The sequence below is a fragment of the Erythrobacter sp. genome, from assembly GCF_030066995.1.
GTDB lineage: Bacteria > Pseudomonadota > Alphaproteobacteria > Sphingomonadales > Sphingomonadaceae > Erythrobacter.
In genome coordinates this window covers 354,225-371,633 of the sequence record NZ_JASJAP010000002.1, presented here as the reverse complement: position 1 = coordinate 371,633, position 17,409 = coordinate 354,225, and the positions used below count along the sequence as shown (strand labels likewise).

Sequence of the window (17,409 nt, the reverse complement as noted above, 5' to 3'; positions counted from 1 at the left end):
GCCGTGTCCAGTCAAGGTTACAGTCTATGTGTTCAGGCGCGATCGCGCTCTCGATAGAAGGTTTTCGCCAAGGACGGTGACAAACGCCGTTCCGGCAACGAGATAACTTCGACCACGCGTATGTCGTTCCCGACAGCGAATGTCAGGACGTCCCCTATACTCACCGTCTCGCTGACGCGCCGCACACGTTTTCTGTTGCACCGCAAAGATCGACCTTCAATCATCGCGCGGGCCAGCAAGCGTGTGCGGGCAAAGCGCAAATAGACCAAAAGTCGGTCGATCCGGAGTCCCTCGCCCCCTTTCTTGCTCATTTGCCAAGCAGGTCCGCCAACGCATGGAACGCTCCGCCTGCGCGAGCGGGGCCCGTCTCATCGCGTTTTGAGCGCTGGCGAGTTTGCGGCCCTTTCCTGGCATTGCCTGTCTTTGGCTCGGTCTTCTTACGGCCCTTTCGGCCTCCCGCCTTGGACGTTGCGCGCGTGTGGCCGCGTCCCCGCCTTTCCTCCGCGCGTCGTGGGCGCCATGTCCAGAAATCCGGTGCTGGCGGGCCCGCTGCGCCGTCGGCAAGCGATCGGCCACGCTGCAAGCGAAACCCGGCGCTTCCCAACAGGCGGCCCGCGTTCTCCGCCTCAAGACCAATCGAAATCGCCAACGCCAAGTCGATGCGAAAGCGCGGCGTGCGGGCTTTGCGCTCTTTGGGCAGAGCGTCTTGCGCTTGCACGGCCTTGGCGCGGCTCTCGAACGCGGCGCGAAGGATCTTTTCGGCAAGGTCAACACGAATGGCTTGCGAACCCGCCGGGCGATACCCCGCAGGCAAGCGCGTCGACCCGGAAAGCACCGGAAGCATGGCGGGTTCCAGTGGCCGGGTGTCGAGCCCGAGCGCGTGCAGCATCCGCCTTGGAGCGGGCTTCAGCAAAGCCGCCGCAAAGATATCGAGCGCGCCAAACGTCACGCCCAGCTTCCTGAGGAACGGACGCATTTCCTTGGGCAAATGTTCAAGCCCGGCCTTTTCGCGGCTGACGACACCGCGCGCATCGATCAATGTAATCAGCAACGCTCTGGCCTGGCTGCCCGCGTCTGGATTCCTCGCGGCCTCGGCCAGCGTTCGCAGCGGCGAAAGCGGCTCAAGCTGGCCTTCGAGCCAAGCGCTCAGCCCGGCCTGAAGGCGCCTGCGCGGCCCCTCGGGAAGGAGGGAAATCTCGCGCGCGAGCGCCAGCCGCGGGGCGCCAAGGTCCTCGGGCATCGCGATCTCAGCCAGCGAGCGCCCTTCCCAGCGGATTGCGCCATTGGTGATTTCCAGCTCGCCGAGGCCTTCTTCCAGCAACCAATCCGCCCGCTGCGACAGGATGTCAGGCAGAGCTTTCTCGCCCGCGGCAAGGAGCATCTTGCGATCCGCCAGCGTCGCGTCGGGGTCCACCGCGAAGCGAAAGCCATCGAGGCGCCCGATAGTCTCGCCCTCGACGCTCATCCGCCCGTCGGCTTCCAGAGTCACGGGCAGCGCACCGGCGTTTTGTCCCAGCGATTTCATCAGCAAGGTTGTCCTTCGGTTTACAAATCTCTCGGTCAACCGCGCGTGCAGGGCGTCGGAGAGCTTGGCTTCAACGCCCCGCGCGCGGGCCGCCATTTCGTCGCGCGCCAGCACCCAATCGGGACGTTGGCAGATATAGGCCCAGGATCGAATCGCCGCGATGCGGCCTTGCAGCGTGTCGATATCACCGCTCGTCCGGTCAAGCTCGGCGATGCGAGCGGCGACGAAATCGGCGCCGAGATAACCGCCCTGCAAATCCTCCCAAAGCCGGACCACAAACCGAGCGTGCGGATCAACACCCACCTGACGAAAATCGGGAAGCGAGCACGCTTCCCAGAACCGTCGGACCGCGCCCGCCCCCCGTATCGTGTCCGCGAACGGTTCGCTCACCAGACGCTTGAGCACAGCAAGATCAATCGCCGGCGGCGCCGCTTTGAGCACATCGTGGCGCGGACGGTGTTCGAGATCGCCGATCAGCACCTTGAGCGTATCAAAGCGTGGTTCGGCCTCGCGCCAATGGAGCTTGGTGAGCGGCGCGAATTTGTGCTCTTCGATCGCGAAGATCTCTTCGTCGGTGAATTCAAGAGGGGCGCCCGATCGCGTACCGCCTCCGGTCAGCGTGCCGAAACTGCCATCGCGCTGGTGCCGGCCCGCACGCCCGGCGATCTGTGCCATTTCGGCGGGCGAGAGCCGACGCTTGCGATTGCCGTCGAATTTCGAGAGCGCGGCGAAGGCGACATGGTTGAGGTCGAGGTTGAGACCCATCCCGATCGCGTCGGTCGCTACGATGTAGTCAACCTCACCGTTTTGGAACAATTCGACCTGTTTGTTACGTGTTTCCGGTGAAAGAGCGCCCATCACAACCGCTGCGCCGCCACGAAAGCGCCGAAGCGCCTCCGCCATCGCGTAGACCTGCTCCACCGAGAAGGCGACCACCGCGCTGCGCGGCGGCAGGCGCGAGAGTTTGGTGCTGCCCGAATGCGTGAGGGTCGAAAAGCGCGGCCGCTCGATAAGCTCCGCGCGAGGGATCAGCGCCCTGACAAGTGGCTCAAGCGTCGCGGAGCCAAGGATCATGGTCTCCTCGCGTCCGCGCGCGTGCAGCAGCCGGTCGGTGAAGATATGCCCGCGTTCGGGATCCGCGCCGATTTGCGCCTCATCCAGCGCAACAAAGGCATGACCGCCGCCAAGGCGGTCCATCGCTTCGGCCGTGCAGCAAAAGTAGCGCGCGTCTGGCGGTTCGATCCGTTGCTCTCCGGTTATCAGCGCAACCTGATTGTCGCCTTTGATCGCGCGCAATCGATCATAGACCTCGCGCGCGAGCAGCCGAAGCGGAAATCCCATCATCCCCGAGGAGTGGGCGCACATCCGCTCTATCGCGAGATGCGTCTTGCCGGTGTTGGTTGGACCAAGCACCGCGCGCACGCGCCCCGTGCCCGCAACTGGGCGAGAAATGTCGGACGAAGAGGGGATCACGCGAATAACTGTGTCAGGCTTATGCAGCGGGGGCAACAGGGCCTATCTAAGCGTTTTCCTGTTCTGGATAACCCCTCGTCGCATCGGTGACGCGGCTGGTCGATCCTTAAACGCGTGTTTACCGTAATGCGCCAAGGCATGATGTAACGGACCAGACCGCGCTATGCGCGCGGATCGACAGGCCAAGACAACGAACGGGACACCGTGGACCGAGGGCGCAACATCAATCGCGAAGATCTGCATTCGGAAAGTGCATCGAGTGTTGCTGCGGCTCGCACCGGTCGAGACGTGGCCGACTATCTTCAGAACGCGAGCGATCACGCGGCGTCCGGCAGACCTCCCAGGGCAACGCGCCAGGCCCTGGCGCGCGTGCGCGGTTGGAAGGATCGCTTCGACGAATGGAAGCTGCGCGCGGGAAGCACTCTCAATCGTTTCGATCTCACGCCGGATCTGGCCGACAACATCGGCAGCGCACGCTGGTTTCGTGGTCTGGTGACAATGCTCGGCCTGGGGGCTGTGGCCTTGATGTTCTGGCCCGATCTCACGCCGCTTGAGGCGCGCTCCGCCATGCCGCTGGACGACGCGATCCGGACCGAGTTGCGCCGCCATGCCATCACGCCCCTGGCTCTTGGAGCGGACACAGGCCGCCGCATGGCCCCGACCGACGCGGTTATCCCGCTGGCGAGCGCTCCCGAACGCCCACGCATCGAACTGGTCTCGAAGCTGGCTCCCGGTGACAGCTTTGCCAGCGCCCTGCGCCGCGCCGGTGTGTCGGCGAGCGATATCGATCGGGTCAGCGCGCTGATCAGCCCGGCGATCACGCTCAGCGAGGTCGAGCCCGGGACCACCCTGGACATCGTGCTTGGTCGGCGCTCGGAGCAGGGCGCGCCGCGCCCCCTGGACGCGCTATCGTTTCGAGCGCGATTTGATCTTGAACTCAAGGTTGACCGAACGGGACGCGACGAGCTGGGCAATCCGATCGGTCCGCTAGCGCTTGAGCGCAATCCCATCCGCGTTGACGAGACACCGCTGCGTTTGCGCGGGAAAGTGGGCTCTAGCCTTTACCGTTCGATGCGCGCCGCGGGCGTCCCGGCGAGCGCGGTGCAGGATTACCTTCGCGCGCTCGACGCGCAGCTCGACATGAATCGCGAAGTCGCAAGCAGCGATGAATTCGACATTATCATCGCCTACCGCCGCGCAGCGACGGGCGAACGCCAGGCCGGGCAGCTGCTCTACGCCGGCATTGATCGCGGGGGGCAGCCCAAGGTGCAACTCATGCGCTGGGGAAGCGATGGACGTTTCTACGAAGCATCCGGCACCGGCGAGGAGCGCACCGGCCTCGCGCGGCCCGTGCCGGGCGCCGTGACATCGGGCTTTGGGATGCGTCGCCACCCGATCCTCGGTTATCGCCGCATGCACGCCGGGCTGGACTTCCGCGCCCGCAGGGGCACGCCGATTGTCGCTGTTACCGACGGGCGCGTGGTTTCCGCCGGCCGTGCGGGCGGGTGCGGGATCACCGTCAAGCTGCAACATTCGGGCAACCTCGCCACGCGGTATTGCCATATGAGCCGTCTCGCCGTTCGCCGCGGCGCGCAGGTGAAGCGCGGGCAGGTCATTGGCTATGTCGGATCGACCGGCCTCTCCACCGGACCGCATCTGCACTACGAAATGTATCGCGGGGGCAAGGCCATCAACCCGGCCAGCGTGAAATACGTGACGCGATCGACTTTGAGCGGCACCGAACTCATCGATTTCAAGCGGCAGCTGATCAAATTGAAGGAAATCGAGGTGGGTGTCGCGCTGGAAGACCTGGTTCCGATGGAGAGCGAGATCGGCGAGCCCGAGCGCGAGATCGAGAAGATCAGCGGCGACGCGCGCGAATAGCCGCCAGGACCGGTGCATCATTGCCAGCCGGCCCGCTTTACGGCTACCTGCGTCAGCATGACTGGACGCTATCCTAACACACGCCTGCGCCGCACCCGCGCTACCGGTTGGAGCCGTGCGCTGCATCGCGAAACACTGCTGACGCCCGCGGACCTGATCTGGCCGCTCTTCATCACGGAAGGAGAGGGGGTTGAGGAGCCGATATCCAGCCTGCCCGGTGTTTCGCGCTGGTCCATCGACGGGATCGTCGCGCGCGCCAAGGAGGCGGTGTCGCTCGGCGTGCCTGTCCTCGCGCTGTTTCCGAACACTCAGCCCGAGCGCCGCTCGGACGATGGGGCCGAAGCGCTTAACCCCGATAACCTGATGTGCCGCGCCATCCGCGCCATCAAGGACGCGTGCGGCGATGATATCGGCGTGCTCACCGACGTAGCGCTCGACCCCTACACCGCGCACGGACAGGACGGGCTGCTCGACGATAGGGGCTACGTCGTGAACGATGAGACCGTGGCGGTTCTGGTCGATCAGGCGCTCAACCAGGCCAAGGCGGGCGCGGACATCATCGCGCCGTCCGACATGATGGACGGGCGTATCGGCGCGATCCGCATGGCGTTGGAGATGGGCGAGCATCGCAACGTCCAGATCATGAGCTACGCCGCGAAATACGCCAGCGCTTTCTACGGGCCGTTCCGCGACGCGGTGGGCTCTGGCGGGCTGCTAAAAGGCGACAAGAAGAGCTACCAGATGGATCCCGCCAACTCCGACGAAGCGCTACGCGAGGTCGAACTCGACATCGCCGAGGGTGCGGACAGCGTGATGGTGAAGCCGGGTCTGGCCTATCTCGACATCATCTACCGTGTGAAGCGCGCATTCGGCGTGCCGGTCTTCGCTTACCAGGTGAGCGGCGAATACGCGATGATCGAAGCCGCCGCAGGGGTGGGCGCGGGCGATCGCGACGCGCTGCTCATGGAAAAGCTGCTGGCGTTCAAGCGCGCCGGGTGCAGCGGCATCCTGACCTATCACGCGCCGGTGGCCGCCAAGCTTCTGAATGGCTGACACTTCCTGCGCCTTTTATCACGAGACCGAGCGGCTGATCCTGCGCGATTGGCGCGAGGAGGATTGGGCGCCGTTCTGGGAAGGGACAAACACACCAGCTGTGACCGAGTGGATCGGCGGCGTTGCCGACGAGGAAACCAAGACCAGGGCCCAAGACCGCCTGGTGCGGTTTGCCCGCGATTGGGGGCACACCTTCTGGTGCGTCGAGCGCCGGTCGGACGGTGCGGTCCTCGGCTTTTGCGGATTGAAGCGTTGCACCGATGAAAACGGCCCGTTCGGCATGATGGAAGCCGGCTGGCGTTTGCGCGAGGACGCGTGGGGCAAGGGTTACGCGAAGGAAGGGGCGATCGCGGCGCTGGACCTGTCGTTCGACCGCTTTGGCGCTGACGAGACGATCGCCATGACCTTTCAAGGCAACACCGCAAGCTGGGGCTTGATGCGCCGCCTTGGCATGGAACGGCGGCCCGAGCTCGATTTCAAGGACGAGGTCTGGCCGCAATACAACGAACCGGTCATCGTCTACGCCATTGGCCGCGAAAAGTGGAAGGAAACCAGACCTTGACCGAGCAACGTCGCTTTCCGGGCGTCAACATCATTCCGATCCACGGCAAGACACCAAGGATCCACGAAACCGCCTTCATCGCGCCGGGATGTACCATCATCGGCGATGTCGAGATCGGGGCGCAGTCCTCGATCTGGTACAATTGCGTGGTGCGCGCGGATGTCTTCACGATCCGGATCGGCGAGCGGACCAATGTGCAGGACGGAAGCGTGCTTCACTGCGACCCGCCGCGCCCCGGCGACGAAGAAGGCTGCCCGCTGATCATCGGCGACGATGTCCTGATCGGCCATATGGCGATGGTCCACGGCTGCACGATTCACGATCGCGGCTTTGTCGGGCTGGGAGCGATTGCGATGAACAAGTCGGTGATCGGCTCCGATGCAATGCTGGGCGCGGGCGCCATGCTGACCGAGCGCAAAGTGATGGGGGAGCGCGAATTGTGGGCGGGGCGTCCGGCCAAGCTGATGCGCGAATTGCCCGACGCTGCGATTGCAGGAATGCGCGCGGGCGTTGCGCACTACGCCGAAAACGCTAAGCACCATGCTGAAGCAGTGGGCGAAGCTGTATGACCATGCGCCTGCAAAGGTGACAAAGGTGACAAAGGTGACAGTGTGTCACCCACGAATTCCTCTCCACTACTCATTTATTTCAAGGCTTTGCTGGCAGAAAGCGAAGGTGACATTTATCCAACCTGAAACAGGGTTGCGGATACAGTTTTCAAAGAGCCGAGCGCAGTCTGACGCGGCGAAGGCGTGTAGGAAAGCGTCGATCCGCTGGTCAGCCCTCAGCCCGTCGGCTGGCGGATATAGCCGAACATGTGTGGCACGAAATCGGCCTTGCCGACTTCAAGACCCTCCTTGCGCAGGATCGCGTAGGCCGCTGTCGTGTGGAAGTAGAATTGCGGCACCGACCAGTCGCGCACATAGGATATGGTGGTCATGTCGAAGACCATCCCGTTCGGGATGGCGAGCTCCAGCGCAGCCTCGTCGGCGGCGAAGTCTCGCTTTTCCCATTCATCGAGCTGTTCGAGCGTCGAACCGATGCGCACAATCGCTTCTTCGAGCGTGGCGGGGTCCTCTTCTCTTGAGACAAAGGTAACGCCAGCGACCCGCTCGATAGCCTCGCCGACCATGTTGCACAGGAAGCGGATTTGCGTGGACAGCGGGTGCATGTCGTCCGCCAGCCGCGCTTGCAGCAGCGCGTCGCCGCGCGGGTCGGCGGCGGCTTTGGTTAGCAGGCCCTTGAGCGTGCCGAGCATATGGCGCTGGGTGGGTACGAGCAGATCTTTGGCGTTCATGACGTGTCTCCTTTGCGGCCCGGACTAGGCGTTTCTGCGGCACATGCCCATTCCCTTTCGGTTCGCTCGTCATTGCGAGCCGCGAAGCGGTGCGGCAATCCAGAGCGTCAATGCGATACGCTCTGGATTGCTTCGCCTCCGGCTCGCAATGACGAATTCCCTAAGGTCAATCCCCACCAGCGCCCGCTCTCGGGCCGAAGGACCGCAAGCGCGACCGCGCGTCCGCAGCGAAGCGAGGAAACGGCTAGTCTCTGACTAGCTGACGAAGACTCTCGATCCGGTCCGCCTCGTGCACCGGCTTGTCCCAGCGGATGCGATGGATGCGCGGAAAGCGCATCGCAAGGCCGCTCTTGTGACGCTTCGAAGTGTGCACGGAGTCGAAAGCGACCTCGAAGACGAGCGTGCGCTCGACCTCGCGCACGGGGCCAAACCGATTGAGCGTCGTCTGCCGCACCAGCTTGTCGAGCTTCTTGAGCTCGGCGTCGGTGAAGCCCGAATAGGCCTTGCCCACAGGCAGCAGCTCGGCGCCTGCATCGGGGTCGCCATCCCAGCAGCCGAACGTGTAGTCCGAATAGAAGCTGGAGCGTTTGCCGCTGCCGCGCTGCGCGTACATCAGCACGCAATCCACCAGCAGTGGATCGCGTTTCCACTTGTACCACAGGCCCACCTTGCGCCCCGCAATATAGGGGCTGTCGCGCCGTTTGAGCATCAGCCCCTCAATCGCGTCGTCGCGTGCCCCGGCGCGGATCTGCGCGAGGTGTTCGAAATCGCGCGCCTCGACCAGCGAGGAGAGGTCGAAATGGCTGTCCGGCAGGCGCTCCATGAGCGCTTCGAGACGGGCGCGGCGCGTTTCCCAGCTGTGTTCGCGCAGGTCTTCGCCTTCGAGCAGCAGGGTGTCGTACAGCCTGACAAAGGCCGGCGCTTCGGTGAGCATTTTCTTCGAGACCGTCTTGCGCCCGAGCCGCTGTTGCAGCGCGTTGAAACTGGCCGCGCCGCCCGCTTCGCCGCCTTGCGTGATCCCGCGCACCAGCAACTCGCCATCGAGCACGGCGTCAAAGGGCAGAACGTCGAGCAATTCCGGGAAGGTCGCCGAAATATCATCGCCCGAGCGCGAATAGAGCCGGGTTTGCGGGTTCCCCTCCGCGTCGGTCACGCGCACCAGCTGGACTCGGATGCCGTCCCACTTCCATTCGGCAGCGAAGTCCTCAAGGTCCACCACCGTCTCTTCGAGCGGATGGGCGAGCATGAACGGGCGGAACAGCGGGCGGTGCGCCACATCGGGCGGGTCCGAACCATCGGCCGCCCAGGCGAACAGCTCGGTGTAGGGCGGCTCAAGCGCGTGCCAGTATTCCTCGACATCCTCGACATCGACCTGGAACGCCTGCGCGAACGCGGTCTTGGCGAGCCGCGCGGACACTCCGATCCGCATTCCTCCGGTGGCGAGCTTGATCAGGGCGTAGCGGCCCGAGGAATCGAGGCCATCGAGCAGCTTTGGCAGTTCGCTGGGCGCGGTGGCGCGCGTGAGGGAGGTGAGCAAACCGACGGTCTCATCGAGGCCGGGCGAGTCCTGCGGCGCACTCTCTTGTGGTTCGGGCCACAAGAGGCTCGCGGTTTCCGCCGTGTCGCCAACGAAGTCGCGGCTGAGCGTCCACAGGACCGGATCGACCCGCTCCATCAACAGGTTGCGAATGGTCGAGCTCTTCACCGCCGGAAAGTCGAGCTCCCCCGTCAGCGCGGCCATGGCCCAGCCGCGATCCGGATCGGGCGTCTCGCGCAGATAGGCGCTCAGCAGAGCGAGCTTTCGGTTGCGGCTGCCGGTGTAGACCAGCGCGTCGAGCAGGGCGGCGAACCGGTTCATGCCCGCACGGACAAAAGGGCTTGCGCGGAACCTTCAGGCCGCAGACATGTACCAACATCAAGGGCCGATTCCGGCCTAGCGCTCTCACATCTCAAAAAGGAATCCCACGCATGAAAACGACCGCCTTTGCTGCCCTTCTCATCCTCGGCGCCGCCACCCCGGCCATGGCCGATAGCCCCATGGAGACGACCGACGAGGCGGTTGCAAAGCTGTCGATCGACAATTCGATCGAAGAGCTGATGGCAAACGAGGTGACCGCCGCGGTCCTGCTCAAGCACATTCCCGGCATCGACGAACACCCGGCCTACGGTCAGTTCAAGGGTATGAGCCTGATCGAGCTTCAGCCCTGGTCGGCGGGCGCGGTGACCGACGAGATCATCGCTGCGGTCAAGGCGGACCTCGAAGCGCTCGCGTAAATCGGCGTTCGCTGGGCGAGGGTGACTAGTCATCCTCGTCCTCGCGACCGACCAGTGCGAGCGCGCGCGCCCGGCGCTGGTGGAGTTCGCACCAGCGCAGCAGCGCCTCTTCGCGGCCATGGGTGATCCAGGTTTCCGCAGGGTTCACCTGCGCGATGGTCTGTGTCAGCTCATCCCAGTCGGCGTGGTCGGAAATCACCAGCGGCAGCTCCACCCCGCGTTGGCGCGCGCGCTGACGCACACGCATCCAGCCCGACGCCATCGCCGTGATCGGCTCGGGCAAACGGCGCGACCAGCGATCGTTTAGCGCGCTGGGCGGAGCGATGATTATACGCCCGCGCATGTCTTCCTTGGTGTGGTCGGAGACAAGCCGCAATTCACCCAGGTTCACGCCGTTCTCTTCGTAAAGCCGGCACATCTTCTCCATTGCGCCGTGGAGATAGATCGGATCGTCGTGACCGGCGGCGCGAAGCTCGGCGATCACGCGCTGCGCCTTGCCGAGCGCGTAGGCGCCCACCAGCACGCATTGCTCGGGATGCCGGGCTAGCGCTGCAAGGAGCTTCGCCATCTCCTCTTCGATCGGCGGATGGGCGAAAACCGGCAGGCCGAACGTCGCCTCGGTGATGAAGACGTCGCACGGCGTCACTTCGAAGGGCGCGCAGGTGGGGTCGGCGCGGCGCTTGTAATCGCCGGTGATGACCACCCGTTCGCCCGCGTGTTCGAGCAGGATCTGGGCCGATCCCAGCACGTGGCCCGCAGGAATATAGGTGGCCTCCACGCCCCCCGGCAGCCGGATCGTCTCGCCATATTGCACCGGCACGGCGCCCTTGCGCGTGTTGTAGCGCAGCTCCATGATCGCAAGCGTTTCCGGGGTGGCGATGGTCTCGCCATGCCCGCCCCGCGCGTGGTCGGCGTGGCCATGCGTCACCAGCGCCCTGTCGACCGCTCGGCCCGGATCGATCCAGCAATCCGCAGGGACGACCTGCACGCCCCAGGGTTCGGACCGGATCCAGGAAAAGGGCGCGCTCATACGAGGAATAAACCCAGATGCGCGCGCCCGCGTTCCCGGATCGGGGGAAGGCCTACTCGCCGCTGTTAATCGCTTGTGTCCATGGTCGGCGGCGCCGAAGGTTCGATTGAAGCGGGCTTGGTGCGGTACTTCTCGAACCACTTGATCACGCTGTCGGTGCGCGCGGCCTGCTGGCTGGGCGATTGCGTGAGGTTGTTGTGGCTCGAATCGGGTGTGATGACGAGCGCGGTGTCGACGCCCAGCAGCTTGAGCGCACCGTAGAACTGCTCGGCTTCCGAACGCGGCGTGCGGTAATCTTCGGCGCCCACAAGCACCAGCGTGGGCGTTTTGATATTGGCAGCCGCGGCCAGCGGCGAGCGCTTCCAGTAATGCTCGGGCTCCTCCCACGGCTGGGCGCCGAGCCAATAGCGGCCAAAGAACGGATAGAGATCCGCCATCAGCGCCATCGTCGTCCAGTTGATCACCGGCTTGTGCGAGGCCGCCGCCTTGAACCGGTCGGTCTGCCCGACGACCCACGCGGTCAGGATACCGCCGCCCGAACCTCCGGTGACGAACAAATTGTCCGGGTCCGCGTAGCCCGCCGCAATTGCCGCATCGACCGCGGCCATCAACTCTGCCTGGTTGCTGATCGGATAATTGTCCTCGATCCGGTCGGCGAAAGTCTCGCCATAGCCGGTCGAGCCGCCCGGATTGGTGAACAGGACGGCGTAGCCCGCTGCGCCGTAAAGCTGGTAATCCGCCGAGAATTCGGGCCCATAGGATGCGTAAGGGCCGCCGTGCATCTCGAGGATCGTCGGCACCTTATCGCCGGGTGTGTAGCCGGGCGGCAGCGTGATCCATGCCGGAATCTTGACGCCATCGGGAGCCGTCACGTCGAGCGCGATGGTCTCGCCCAGCTCCTTGTCCGCAAGATGCAGCGCGTTGAGCGAGGTCAGCACTTTCTTGCCGCTGCGCCCCTCATAACCGACATCGGGCGGCGCCACCGAACTCGCCGTGGTGAAGGCCAGATCGCCGCGCTCGCTCACCGACCATTCGCCGCCGGTATAGGGGAGCGCGTAATAGGGGCTGCCAAGCCGCGCGTCCAACGGGCTTGGGCGGCTGGCGTTGAGGCCGACCTTTGCGACCCGGTGCTCGCCATCGCTTTCATAGCTGACGAACAGCCCGGCCTTGGCCCATTCGATACCGTCATAGCCGCGATCGAACCCCGCAATCAGCTGGCGCGAGCCCGTGCCATCGGCGTTCATGACGTAGAGGTTCGTCTGGTCGAACGCGTTGCCGACATCGTCGCGGCCCAGATAGGCGATCCGTGTCCCGTCGGGCGAGACCTGCGGGGCAGCGTCGGGGCCCTTTCGGTCGGTAAGAGCCGTGATTTCGCCGCTGGCGATATCGAGGCGATAGATTTCCGATTCCAGCGGTTCGGTTTCCCAGTCCTCGTTGCGGTTGCCGGAATAGTAGAGCGCGCGGCCATCCGGTGCCCATTCGACCGCGCCGCCATTGGAATATTCGCCATAGGTGAGCTGGCGCGGCGCGCCTCCCGACGCGTTGACGAGGAAGAGCTGCCGCGTGCCCGGCTTGACGTAGCTGCCGCCGTCGCGGCGATAGGTGACGCGCTCGATAATCTGCAACGGCTTGCCCCATTGGGCGCCTTCCGGCTTGGCGGGCGGCTTTCCGAGCGAGAGCCCCTTGCCGGCAACGCGCGCCGTGTACGCGATGCTGCTTCCATCGGGCGACCAGGTAATGCCGCTCGGGCCTTCAGGCAGAGCCGTGATGTTGGCGCTCTGCCCCGTGTCCATCCAGCGCACATGCAGTTCGGGTCCGCCGCCGCTCTGCGTCGAGACGTAAGCGAGCCTTTTCCCATCGGGCGACCAGCGCGGTGAGACATGCGCGCCTTCTCCGGTCACAAGCGGGGTCTGCGCGCCCGACGCCACGTCGATCAGCCAGATGGAGCTCACCGCCTTGTCGGTCATGATGTCGTTAGTGCGCCGGACATAGGCGATCTTCGAGCCGTCGGGGCTGATCTGCGGGTCGGCGGCGACGCTAAGCCCAAAGAGGTCCGCGCCGGTGAATCTGGTCTCCGGCCCGCTTGCGGCCTTGTGTTCGCTGTGATTGTCTTCGCTGTGATTGTCCGCAGCCAGGGGTGCAGACAGAGCGAGCGCGGTGGCGGCGAGGAGTAGCGTGCGTGCAATCATGAAAAATCGGCCCCTGAGATAAGATCAGGGGCCGATCAAACATATTCGCGCGGCAAAGGCCAGAGCCTTGCGGGGCCTAGCTCTTGGTGTCGCTGCCCGATTCCTCGGGCTTGGTGTCGCTCCCACCACTTGCCGGAGGCGTCTTTTTCGCCGTTGGCTTCTTCTTGGCCGGCGGTTTGCGCCGGGACTTGGACTTGGGAGGGGCAGGCGTGAGTTCGAAACTCGGTTTGCCGTCCTTGATCGTGACATGGACTTCGCCGCCATCGGCGAGCTTGCCGAACAACAGCTCTTCGGCGAGCGGTTGCTTGATCCGATCCTGGATCAGGCGGCCCATCGGGCGCGCGCCATACAGCTTGTCATAGCCTTTGTCCGCGAGCCACGAACGCGCGTCGCTGTCGAACTGGATGTGGACGTTCTGTTCGGCGAGCTGGAGTTCGAGTTCGAGGATGAACTTGTCGACCACGCGCGCAACGGTGCTCTTGCCGAGATAGGCAAACGGCACGATCGCATCCAGACGGTTGCGGAATTCCGGGGTGAACATCTTCTTCACCGCTTCGGACCCGGCGTCTTCCTTCGACACATCGCCAAAGCCGATGCCCTGCCGCGCCATGTCGGCGGCGCCCGCATTGGTCGTCATGATGAGCACGACGTTGCGGAAATCGACCGTCTTGCCGTGGTGGTCGGTCAAACGGCCGTTATCCATCACCTGCAAGAGGATGTTGAACAGGTCCGGGTGCGCCTTTTCGATTTCGTCGAGCAGCAGCACGCAATGCGGATTCTGATCAACCGCATCGGTTAACAGACCGCCCTGGTCGTAACCAACATAGCCCGGAGGCGCGCCGATCAGGCGGCTGACCGAGTGGCGCTCCATATATTCCGACATGTCGAAGCGCTTCAATTCGATCCCCATGATCGAGGCGAGCTGGCGTGCGACTTCGGTCTTGCCGACACCGGTCGGGCCGGAGAACAGGAACGAGCCAATCGGCTTGTCCGGATCGCGCAAGCCGGCACGGCTCAGCTTCATCGCGGTCGACAGGCGCGTAATCGCCTCATCCTGGCCGTAAACCACGTGTTTGAGATCGCGTTCGAGGTTCTCGAGCGCCTTCTTGTCGTCCTTCGAAACCGATTTCGGCGGGATGCGCGCCATTGTGGCGATGACCGCTTCGATTTCCTTGGCGGTGATCTTTTTCTTGCGTCGGCTGGGCGGCACCAGCATCTGCATCGCGCCCACCTCGTCGATTACGTCGATCGCCTTGTCGGGCAGCTTGCGGTCGTTGATGTAGCGCGCCGACAGCTCGACCGCGGTCTTGAGCGCATCGGGCGTGTATTTGACGTTGTGGTGCTCCTCGAAGGCGCTGCGCAGACCCTTGAGGATCTTCACCGTATCCTCGATGGTCGGCTCGTTCACGTCGATCTTCTGGAACCGGCGCAGCAGCGCGCGGTCCTTTTCGAAGTGGTTGCGGAATTCCTTGTAGGTGGTCGAACCGATGCAGCGGATCGTGCCGCCGCTCAGCGCCGGCTTCAACAGGTTCGAGGCGTCCATCGCCCCGCCGCTGGTCGCGCCCGCGCCGATGACGGTGTGAATCTCGTCGATGAAGAGCACCGCGTGGGGCATCCCCTCAAGCTCGGCGACGACCTGCTTCAGGCGCTCTTCGAAGTCGCCGCGATAGCGCGTGCCCGCCAGCAGCGCGCCCATGTCGAGCGAATAGATCACCGCTTCTTCGAGCACTTCGGGCACATCGCCTTCGACGATCTTGCGCGCCAGACCTTCGGCGATCGCGGTCTTGCCGACGCCGGGATCGCCAACATATAGCGGGTTGTTTTTCGAGCGGCGGCACAGGATCTGGACCGTGCGGTCCACTTCCGGCCCGCGACCGATCAGCGGATCGACCTTTCCGGCTTCGGCCTTGGCGTTGAGGTTGACCGTGAACTGGTCGAGCGCGGTCTCCTTCTTGTTGGCCTCGCCCTTGGTTTTTTCCGTGGCTTCCTCGCCCGTCTCCTCCTGCCCCTGCGGGGTCTTGGATTCGATCTGGCGACCACCCTTGCCGATGCCGTGGCTGATATAGCTCACCGCGTCGAGCCGGCTCATATCCTGCTGCTGGAGGAAATAGACCGCGTAGCTGTCCCGCTCGGAGAACAGCGCCACCAGCACGTTGGCGCCGGTCACCGTGTCCTTGCCCGAGGATTGCACATGCAGGATCGCGCGCTGAATCACGCGCTGAAAGCCCGCCGTGGGCTGGGGATCGGCGTTCTCCTCGGTCTTGAGCGACTGATATTCGTGGTCGAGATATTGCTTCACGACGTCGCCAAGCTCGGCCAGGTCGACCCCGCACGCGCCCATCACCTGCGCGGCGTCTTCATCGTCGATGAGCGCGAGCAGCAGATGCTCGAGCGTCGCGTATTCGTGACGGCGCTCCGACGCGTTGCTGAGCGCGTTGTGCAAGGTGCGTTCGAGGTTCTGTGCAAAACTGGGCATGAGGGAGCCTTATCGAGGGTCGGTGAAAATTCCGCGAACGGGAACGTAGTAAGAGGGGTGCCCATCATATGGGTCGCAGGGCGCGAATTGCGAATCCTTCGTCGCGAAAGTCTGGTGTGTCACGATTTGGGTCCGCCAAACAGCGCATCGGCCGCGGCGCGGTGGGCGCTGGCCTTGTCCTGATGCGCGCGCACGCGAGCAATTTCCGCCTCAAGCAGCGCCACGCGCGTGTCCAGTTCATCGTGCGAATAGGGGTCAAGGTCTTCGGCAGCGAGCCGTTGCGCGGCGTCTTTCGCGGCGTCTCCGGAGAGACTCGGGCGCTCGTCGTCTTCCATTGACCCGGAGCATCCAAGCGCAGCGGCTTGCTGTCAATGCATGACGAAGCTATTCGCTCCGCCATCGCAGGGTAGTTGGCGGACTGCGGGGGCTGATTTGGGGGCGTAGCGGTGATGAACGGTGCTAAATTGCCACAGGTGATGGACGCGATCGGCTTTGCAAACCCCGGTGGTCCCGAGGTGCTCGAAACAGAGCGGGTTGCGGTGCCCGAACCGGGTGAGGGCGAGGTTCTCATCAAAGTGGCTTATGCGGGCGTCAATCGCCCGGATTGCATTCAGCGCTCGGGCGCCTATCCGCCGCCGCCCGGCGCCTCGCCGATCATCGGACTCGAAGTGGCGGGCGAGGTCGTGGCGGTCGGCGCCGGCGTGCCCGAAGAAGCGATCGGCGCGCGCGTCGCCGCGTTGACGCCCGGTGGCGGCTACGCCGAGTATTGCACCACGCCCTGGGGGCATTGTCTGCCCGTTCCCCAAACCCTGCCGCTCAAGTCCGCCGCCGCGCTGCCCGAGACGCTGTTCACCGTCTGGCACAACGTGTTCGAGCGCGGTCTCGCCCGCGATGGGGAGCGCCTGCTTGTGCACGGCGGAACCAGCGGGATCGGCACAATGGCGATCATGCTGGCGAAGGCGTTCGGCGTGCAGGCGATCACCACTTGCGGCGACGAGGCAAAGTGCGAGGCGGCGCGCAAGCTCGGCGCGGACCTGGCGATCAATTACCGCGAAGAGGATTTTGTCGAGGCGGTGAAGGCGTTCACCGGCGGTGAAGGGGTGGACGTCGTTCTCGACATGGTGTCGGGCGACTACGTGCCGCGCAACCTCAAATGTCTGGCCGAAGACGGCCGGCACGTGACCATCGCCGTGCTGGGCGGTGCAAAGGCCGAGCTGTTCATGCCGATGATCATGAGGCGGCGTCTGACGCTGACCGGATCGACCCTGCGCCCGCGTTCCATCGCCTTCAAATCCGCGCTGGCGGATGAGATCGAAGCCAACGTCTGGCCGCTGTTCACCAGCGGTGAGCTTGCGCCCGTGATGGATCAGACCTTCCCGCTTGGCGAGGCCGCCGCGGCCCACGCTCGCATGGAAGCGGGCGAGCACATCGGCAAGATTGTTCTGGAGGTCGCGAAGGGCGATTAGCGCTCGCTTCAAGCGCGGGGTTTGCGACCCTGCTTTGTTGCCTTAAAGATGCAGGCAGGCCCCCAAGCGGCGTTTTGACGCGCGCAGCTGTGGATTTACGCAAAACCGTCATCGGGTTGTGAATCCCCTGTCACAAAACCCTGTCAGGGGCGCCTTAGTAGACGCAGCGCAATCGAGGCC

The 17,409-nt window shown here is 64.3% G+C and carries 14 protein-coding genes; 6 read left to right on the top strand and 8 right to left on the bottom strand.

The window, feature by feature from the left end; genetic code table 11:
- Positions 1–32 precede the first annotated feature (32 nt).
- Positions 33–311, bottom strand: coding sequence for a S4 domain-containing protein (locus tag QNI87_RS15740; protein WP_366146172.1), 279 nt, complete (start codon positions 309–311; stop codon positions 33–35).
- The gene (locus QNI87_RS07950) at positions 308–2,890 is read right to left on the bottom strand and encodes a helicase-related protein (RefSeq protein ID WP_300595778.1); all 2,583 of its coding nucleotides are present in this window, start codon (positions 2,888–2,890) and stop codon (positions 308–310) included. Before QNI87_RS07950 ends, QNI87_RS15740 begins: the two co-directional genes overlap by 4 nt.
- A gap of 312 nt (positions 2,891–3,202) precedes the next feature.
- On the opposite strand from QNI87_RS07950, the gene QNI87_RS07945 reads away from it, so the two are divergent.
- The 4 genes from QNI87_RS07945 to QNI87_RS07930 are packed head-to-tail and all read left to right on the top strand — an operon-like array spanning position 3,203 to position 7,066.
- The gene (locus QNI87_RS07945; RefSeq protein WP_300595643.1) at positions 3,203–4,882 is read left to right on the top strand and encodes a M23 family metallopeptidase; all 1,680 of its coding nucleotides are present in this window, start codon (positions 3,203–3,205) and stop codon (positions 4,880–4,882) included.
- Between the two features lie 57 nt (positions 4,883–4,939).
- A complete protein-coding gene (gene hemB, locus QNI87_RS07940) occupies positions 4,940–5,935 on the top strand; it encodes a porphobilinogen synthase (RefSeq protein ID WP_300595642.1) in 996 nt (331 codons plus the stop codon).
- Entirely contained in the window at positions 5,928–6,497 is a 570-nt protein-coding gene (locus QNI87_RS07935) for a GNAT family N-acetyltransferase (RefSeq protein ID WP_300595641.1), read from the top strand. Before hemB ends, QNI87_RS07935 begins: the two co-directional genes overlap by 8 nt.
- On the top strand, positions 6,494–7,066 hold the full coding sequence (locus QNI87_RS07930; RefSeq protein WP_300595640.1) for a gamma carbonic anhydrase family protein: 573 nt from the start codon (positions 6,494–6,496) through the stop codon (positions 7,064–7,066). Before QNI87_RS07935 ends, QNI87_RS07930 begins: the two co-directional genes overlap by 4 nt.
- Before the next feature lie 215 nt (positions 7,067–7,281).
- Here QNI87_RS07930 and QNI87_RS07925 read toward each other — a convergent pair whose 3' ends face one another.
- Together QNI87_RS07925 and QNI87_RS07920 are read right to left on the bottom strand one after the other, a co-directional pair.
- Positions 7,282–7,794, bottom strand: coding sequence for a DUF1993 domain-containing protein (locus QNI87_RS07925; protein ID WP_300595639.1), 513 nt, complete (start codon positions 7,792–7,794; stop codon positions 7,282–7,284).
- Positions 7,795–8,038: 244 nt separating this feature from the next.
- A complete protein-coding gene (locus QNI87_RS07920) occupies positions 8,039–9,652 on the bottom strand; it encodes a cisplatin damage response ATP-dependent DNA ligase (RefSeq protein WP_300595638.1) in 1,614 nt (537 codons plus the stop codon).
- A gap of 110 nt (positions 9,653–9,762) precedes the next feature.
- On the opposite strand from QNI87_RS07920, the gene QNI87_RS07915 reads away from it, so the two are divergent.
- Positions 9,763–10,068, top strand: coding sequence for a hypothetical protein (locus tag QNI87_RS07915; RefSeq protein WP_300595637.1), 306 nt, complete (start codon positions 9,763–9,765; stop codon positions 10,066–10,068).
- Between the two features lie 25 nt (positions 10,069–10,093).
- Here the strand turns inward: QNI87_RS07915 and QNI87_RS07910 are convergent, their stop codons facing one another.
- The 4 genes from QNI87_RS07910 to QNI87_RS07895 form a co-directional block, all read right to left on the bottom strand.
- Positions 10,094–11,098 carry a ligase-associated DNA damage response exonuclease gene (locus tag QNI87_RS07910; protein ID WP_300595636.1) on the bottom strand — a complete coding sequence of 335 codons (1,005 nt, stop codon included), beginning with the start codon at positions 11,096–11,098 and terminating at the stop codon, positions 10,094–10,096.
- A gap of 65 nt (positions 11,099–11,163) precedes the next feature.
- Positions 11,164–13,287 (bottom strand): S9 family peptidase, encoded by a 2,124-nt coding sequence (locus QNI87_RS07905; RefSeq protein ID WP_300595635.1) that lies wholly within the window; start codon positions 13,285–13,287, stop codon positions 11,164–11,166.
- A gap of 76 nt (positions 13,288–13,363) precedes the next feature.
- Positions 13,364–15,763, bottom strand: a complete 2,400-nt coding sequence (gene clpA / locus QNI87_RS07900; protein ID WP_300595634.1) for an ATP-dependent Clp protease ATP-binding subunit ClpA — start codon at positions 15,761–15,763, stop codon at positions 13,364–13,366.
- Positions 15,764–15,882: 119 nt separating this feature from the next.
- Entirely contained in the window at positions 15,883–16,098 is a 216-nt protein-coding gene (locus QNI87_RS07895) for a DUF1192 family protein (protein ID WP_300595633.1), read from the bottom strand.
- Between the two features lie 114 nt (positions 16,099–16,212).
- Between QNI87_RS07895 and QNI87_RS07890 the strand changes: the two genes are divergently transcribed.
- Positions 16,213–17,229 (top strand): NAD(P)H-quinone oxidoreductase, encoded by a 1,017-nt coding sequence (locus tag QNI87_RS07890; RefSeq protein WP_300595631.1) that lies wholly within the window; start codon positions 16,213–16,215, stop codon positions 17,227–17,229.
- The last annotated feature ends 180 nt before the right edge of the window (positions 17,230–17,409 follow it).